General features: G+C 72.2%; 5 protein-coding genes. 1 reads left to right on the forward strand and 4 read right to left on the reverse strand.

Going from position 1 to position 5,714, the window contains the following annotated elements:
- Window positions 1–683: cell division protein PerM (locus C1I97_RS29915; RefSeq protein ID WP_258382802.1), on the reverse strand; the 683-nt coding region annotated here is incomplete at its 3' end.
- Between the two features lie 104 nt (window positions 684–787).
- On the opposite strand from C1I97_RS29915, the gene C1I97_RS29920 reads away from it, so the two are divergent.
- Window positions 788–1,687: an RNA polymerase sigma factor gene (locus tag C1I97_RS29920; RefSeq protein WP_111006231.1), complete on the forward strand. Its 900-nt coding sequence runs from the start codon at window positions 788–790 to the stop codon at window positions 1,685–1,687.
- Between the two features lie 80 nt (window positions 1,688–1,767).
- On the opposite strand, the gene sucD is transcribed toward C1I97_RS29920, so the two are convergent.
- The 3 genes from sucD to C1I97_RS29935 all read right to left on the reverse strand — a co-directional run bounded on the left by sucD (window position 1,768) and on the right by C1I97_RS29935 (window position 5,594).
- Window positions 1,768–2,652 carry a succinate--CoA ligase subunit alpha gene (sucD, locus tag C1I97_RS29925; RefSeq protein WP_111006232.1) on the reverse strand — a complete coding sequence of 295 codons (885 nt, stop codon included), beginning with the start codon at window positions 2,650–2,652 and terminating at the stop codon, window positions 1,768–1,770.
- Window positions 2,653–2,673: 21 nt separating this feature from the next.
- Entirely contained in the window at window positions 2,674–3,855 is a 1,182-nt protein-coding gene (gene sucC, locus C1I97_RS29930) for an ADP-forming succinate--CoA ligase subunit beta (RefSeq protein ID WP_111006233.1), read from the reverse strand.
- A 545-nt stretch (window positions 3,856–4,400) separates the two neighbouring features.
- Window positions 4,401–5,594, reverse strand: a complete 1,194-nt coding sequence (locus C1I97_RS29935; RefSeq protein ID WP_181446974.1) for a VWA domain-containing protein — start codon at window positions 5,592–5,594, stop codon at window positions 4,401–4,403.
- Window positions 5,595–5,714: the final 120 nt, after the last annotated feature.

The following is a 5,714-nucleotide window of genomic DNA, read 5'->3' on the forward strand; positions in this document are numbered from 1 at the left end:
GCGGCGAAGGCCACCACCCCGGCTCCCGCCGCCCGCGTCGCGGCGCCGAGGCGCGCACGGGGGCCGGGCCCGAGCAACAGGCGCCGTACGCCGCCCGGGAGCCGGCGCAGCGCTCTGTCCAGGGGCGCACGGGGACAGCCGTACGCCGCCCATACGCCGGTGCCGGCCGCCACCACGGCGAACAGCGGTACGCACACCGCCGCCCACGCCCACGAGGGACGCAGCGCACCGTCGGCCGCGTAGGCGAGGGCACCGGCGCCGACGGTGAGGTAGCCGAGGACGACGCCCGCCCAGGCGGTGCGCGGCGGGAGGAGCGGCCCGCCGTCGCCTGTGTCGGTGGCGTCCCGCGCCGCCCGGTGCACCAGCAGCGCGGGCAGGGCGAGCAGCAGCAGCGGGGTCACTCCGACGGGCGTGGGGGCCCCGGTGAGCGTATGGGTGCGGACCAGTTCGGCGCCGTGCGCCAGCAGCCACAGTGCCGCGGCGGCGTTCAGCGCGCCGCCGGGCCCGCTGTCGGGGTACGGCGAGCTGATCCACAGCGCGATGACCAGCACGGCGAACGAGCCGAGCCCCAGCCCCGCCGCCACCGCACCGCCCACGAAACCGGCACCCAGGCCGGGTGAGCGGTCCCGTACGCGGGTGCGAAGGCGCGGCTGCGACGGACGGTGACGGGTCGTCTGGATCACGGCCCCATGCTCCCAACGAACCCCCGCCCCCCGGCGCAACAGGCGAACCTCTGCCGTGTCGCTCAATATGTGTTTATGTGCCTATTCACACGGAGGGACGCATTATGACGAGCCGTCATGCGAAGCCGCTGCCACTGTCCGCGGAGGACCGGCACTCCGGCGCGAGTGCCTCCCTGACGTCGGGTCATCCCGCCGAGGAGGGCGCCGGTTCCCTGACACCGGCTCAGGCCTTCGACGCGCTCTACGCCTTCTGCGCCCCCGCCCTCGTACGGCAGGCCTACCTGCTCACCGGCCGGCGCGAGCGGGCGCGCGCCGCCGTGGAAGAGGCCTTCCAACTGGCCTGGCAGCGCTGGCCGGAGGTGGCCCACGACCGGGACCCGGCCGGCTGGGTGCGGGCGACGGCGTACGAGTGCGCGCTGTCCCCCTGGCACCGTTTCGTCCCGCGCAACCGCGTCCCCGACCCGCCTCCCGACCCCGCGGACCGCGCGCTGCAGCAGGCCCTGCTGCGGCTGCCGCCGTCGTACCGCCGCACCCTGGTGCTCCACGACGGCGTCGGCCTCGATCTGCCGGAGACCGCGGCGGAGACCGAGGCGAGCACCCCGGCGGCGGCGAACCGGCTGATGCACGCCCGCGAGGCCGTCGCCGCGTGCCTGCCGGAACTGGCCGACCCGGCGGAACTGCACCGGCGGCTGGTCCGGCTGGGGGCCACGGAAGGCCTCGGGGCGGCCGGGCCGACGGCCGTGCGGACGGCCGGGGAGCGCCGCACCCGCTTCTGGACCCGGTCCGCCATCGCCTTCACGGTCACCGTCGTCGGCGCGACGGCGCTCACCCTGCGCACGGCCCCCACGCACCATCTGGCACCGGTGTCCCCGGGACACGCGGTCCAGGGGGTGTCGTCGCAGGGCCTGCTCGGGCCCCTCCCGCCGGGGGCGTTCGAGTTGCGCGCCAAGCTGCGGAAGGAGCAGGCGGCCGGCCCGGAGCGACTGGTGCCAAAGGCCGGTTAACCCGGCTCCCGGTCCCGGACACGCCGGTGGGCCCGTCCCCACGCGGGGAGCGGGCCCACCAGGCCTTCGTGTCAGGAAGCTCAGCCGGCGAGGATCTCGCGGGCGAGCTCGGCCGTCTCGGTCGGGGTCTTGCCGACCTTGACGCCCGCGGCCTCCAGGGCCTCCTTCTTGGCCTGGGCGGTGCCGGAGGAGCCGGAGACGATGGCGCCGGCGTGGCCCATGGTCTTGCCCTCGGGCGCGGTGAAGCCCGCGACGTAGCCGACGACCGGCTTGGTCACGTTCTCCTTGATGAAGGCCGCGGCCCGCTCCTCGGCGTCGCCGCCGATCTCGCCGATCATGACGATCAGGTCGGTGTCGGGGTCGTCCTGGAACGCCTTGAGCGCGTCGATGTGCGTGGTGCCGATGATCGGGTCGCCGCCGATGCCGACGCAGGTGGAGAAGCCGATGTCACGCAGCTCGTACATCATCTGGTACGTCAGCGTGCCGGACTTCGAGACCAGGCCGATACGGCCCGGCTTGGTGATGTCGGCCGGGATGATGCCGGCGTTGGACTGACCGGGGGTGATCAGGCCGGGGCAGTTCGGGCCGACGATGCGGGTCTTGTTGCCCTTCTTGCCGGCGTACGCCCAGAAGGCGGCCGTGTCGTGCACCGCGATGCCCTCGGTGATGACGACCGCGAGCGGAATCTCGGCGTCGATGGCCTCGACGACCGCGTCCTTGGTGAACTTCTCCGGGACGAAGATGACCGTGACGTCGGCGCCGGTCTTCTCGATGGCCTCCTTGACGGTGCCGAAGACCGGTACCTCGGTGCCGTCGAAGTCGACGGTCTGGCCCGCCTTGCGCGGGTTCACGCCGCCGACGATGTTCGTGCCGGAGGCCAGCATGCGGCGGGTGTGCTTCTGGCCCTCGGAGCCGGTCATGCCCTGGACGATGACCTTGGATTCCTTGGTGAGGAAAATAGCCATGGTGTTCTGTGACCTCGTCCCTTACTTCGCGGCAGCAGCCAGCTCGGCGGCCTTGTCGGCCGCGCCGTCCATCGTGTCCACCCGCTGGACGAGCGGGTGCTTGCGGTCGTCCAGGATCTTGCGGCCCAGCTCGGCGTTGTTGCCGTCGAGGCGCACGACGAGCGGCTTGGTGACCTCTTCGCCCTTGGACTCGAGGAGTTCCAGGGCCTGCACGATGCCGTTGGCGACGGCGTCGCAGGCGGTGATGCCGCCGAAGACGTTGACGAAGACGGACTTGACGTCCGGGTCGCCGAGGATGATCTCGAGGCCGTTGGCCATGACCTCGGCGGAGGCGCCGCCGCCGATGTCGAGGAAGTTGGCCGGCTTGACGCCCTGGTGGGCCTCGCCGGCGTAGGCGACGACGTCCAGGGTCGACATGACCAGGCCGGCGCCGTTGCCGATGATGCCGACCTCGCCGTCGAGCTTGACGTAGTTGAGGTTCTTCTCCTTGGCGGCCGCCTCGAGCGGGTTGGCGGCGGCCTTGTCGTGGAGCTCCTCGAACTCGGGGTGGCGGAACTCGGCGTTGTCGTCCAGGGACACCTTGCCGTCGAGGGCGATCACGTCGCCGGAGGCGACCTTGGCGAGCGGGTTCACCTCGACCAGGAGGGCGTCCTCCTTGATGAACACCTCCCACAGACTCACCAGGACGTCGGCGATCTTGTCGGCGACCTCGGCCGGGAACTTCGCCGCGGCGACGATCTCCTGTGCCTTGGCCTGGTCCACGCCGTCGATGGCGTCGACCGCGATCTGGGCGACGGCCTCGGGGCGGGTGGCCGCCACCTCCTCGATGTCCATGCCGCCCTCGACGGAGGCGATGGAGAGGAAGGTGCGGTTGGCACGGTCGAGGAGGAAGGAGACGTAGTACTCCTCGACGATCTCCGGAGCGGTCTCGGCGATCATGACCTTGTGGACCGTGTGGCCCTTGATGTCCATGCCGAGGATGTCCGTCGCGCGGGCGACGGCCTCGTCCGGGGTGGCGGCGAGCTTCACGCCACCGGCCTTGCCGCGACCACCGACCTTCACCTGAGCCTTGACGACCGACTTGCCGCCCAGCCGCTCGGTGATCTCGCGCGCCGCCTCAGGCGTGTCGATGACTTCACCGGCCAGCACCGGTACACCGTGCTTGGCGAAGAGGTCCCTCGCCTGGTACTCGAACAGGTCCACGCGCTTCCGTCCCTATCAGTGATCTCGCGGTTCGTTGAATGCGTGGGCGTGCCGCGAAGGGCAACGTGACGTCCGCTCTGGGTCACAGGGAAGGCGCACACGGTGTCCGAGCGCGCGGCATGTCCATCTCGCAGGTTATCTCCGCTTGCCGGAACCCCCTAAATCCGGGGTCACACACGAGCGGTGATACCTGTCACATGATGCCGCGCTCTCTGGCACGGCGTGCCAGAGGGCGCGGCGTGTCACGGGCGGGGTCTCACCGGGCTGGGGTCGGCCCGGTGAGACCCCCTGGATCAGCCCTCGCAGGGGCCGGGCGGGTGATCCCCACCCCATGGGGGCCGGCCCGCCCTTCCGCGGGGTCCCGGGCGGCACGGCCGGGCCGGCCGGGCCGGCCGACGGCTTTCGGCCGGCCGGGGTCACCGGCGACCCCACTTCCGGCCGCACGCCGTGCGGCGGCACGAGTGGTGGGACGGCGATCCTCGCACGGGGTTCCCGAGGTTGCGCAAGCCCCTGTTACCGATAGGCAGGCATGTCCGTTTCGCGCGTCACGCGGTGTCCGGTACCGGAAGCGGCCGTTTCTCGATCGCCGCCGCCATCACCTCCGGGAACAGGTCGGGCGTGCAGGCGAACGCCGGCGCCCCGAGCGCGGCGAGCGCGGCCGCGTGCTCACGGTCGTACGCGGGCGACCCCTCGTCGGAGAGCGCGAGCAGCGTCACGAACTGCGCTCCGGACGCCTTCATCGCGGCGACCCGCTTGAGCATCTCGTTCCGTATGCCTCCCTCGTACAGGTCGCTGATCAGCACGACCACGGTCTGAGCGGGCCGGGTGATCCGCGACTGGCAGTACGCCAGCGCCCGGTTGATGTCCGTGCCGCCGCCGAGCCGGGTGCCGAAGAGCACGTCGACCGGGTCGTCGAGCCGGTCGGTGAGGTCGACGACCGCGGTGTCGAAGACGACCAGCCGGGTGCTGAGGGACCGCATGGACGCCAGCACCGCCCCGAACACGGAGGCGTACACCACGGACGCCGCCATCGACCCCGACTGGTCGACGCAGAGGACGACCTCCTTCTTCACCGACTGCGACGCCCGGCCGTAGCCGATCAGCCGCTCGGGCACGACCGTCCGGTACTCCGGCAGGTAGTGCTTGAGGTTGGCCGCGATGGTGCGGTTCCAGTCGATGTCGTGGTGGCGCGGCCGGCTGACGCGCGCGCTGCGGTCGAGGGCGCCGGTGAGTGCGGCCCGGGTGCGGGTGGCCAGCCGCTTCTCCAGGTCCTCGACGACCTTGCGCACGACGGCCCGTGCCGTCTCCTTCGTCGTCTCCGGCATCACCTTGTCGAGTGAGAGCAGAGTGCCGACGAGGTGGACGTCCGCCTCCACCGCCTCCAGCATCTCCGGCTCCAGCAGCAGGGTGGCCAGCCCGAGCCGGTCGATGGCGTCCCGCTGCATGACCTGCACGACGGACGAGGGGAAGTAGGTCCGTATGTCCCCGAGCCAGCGCGCCACCGAGGGTGCCGAGGCCCCCAGTCCGGCCGAACGGTCCCGTCCCGTCCGCGGCTTGTCCCCCTTGCCGTAGAGCGCGGCGAGCGCCCCGTCCATCGCCGCGTCCCGGCCCGACAGCGCGCATCCGGTGCCGTCGGCCGGGTCGCCGCCGAGCACCAGCCGCCAGCGCCGCAGCCGCTCCTGCGCCGGGTCCGTCACGCCGTACCTCCCGCCTCCGCTCATCCCGCCACCTCCGCTCATCCCGCCACTCCCGCGAGCCCGTCGCCGCTCCTCTGCCCGGGACCGGGGCCCGGGGCGGGGCTCGGTCCGGGACCGTCCAGTCCCAACAACAGCCGCGCCACCGGCAGTACGGCGTCCGCC

The sequence above is a fragment of the Streptomyces sp. NTH33 genome (assembly GCF_003236365.1).
Lineage (GTDB): Bacteria > Actinomycetota > Actinomycetes > Streptomycetales > Streptomycetaceae > Streptomyces.

Coding starts and splice junctions, on each gene's coding strand:
- sucD (WP_111006232.1), bottom strand. CDS start 2,652: ATGGCTATTTTCCTCACCAAGGAATCCAAGGTCATCGTCCAGGGCATG.
- C1I97_RS29935 (WP_181446974.1), bottom strand. CDS start 5,594: ATGAGCGGAGGTGGCGGGATGAGCGGAGGCGGGAGGTACGGCGTGACG.
- C1I97_RS29920 (WP_111006231.1), top strand. CDS start 788: ATGACGAGCCGTCATGCGAAGCCGCTGCCACTGTCCGCGGAGGACCGG.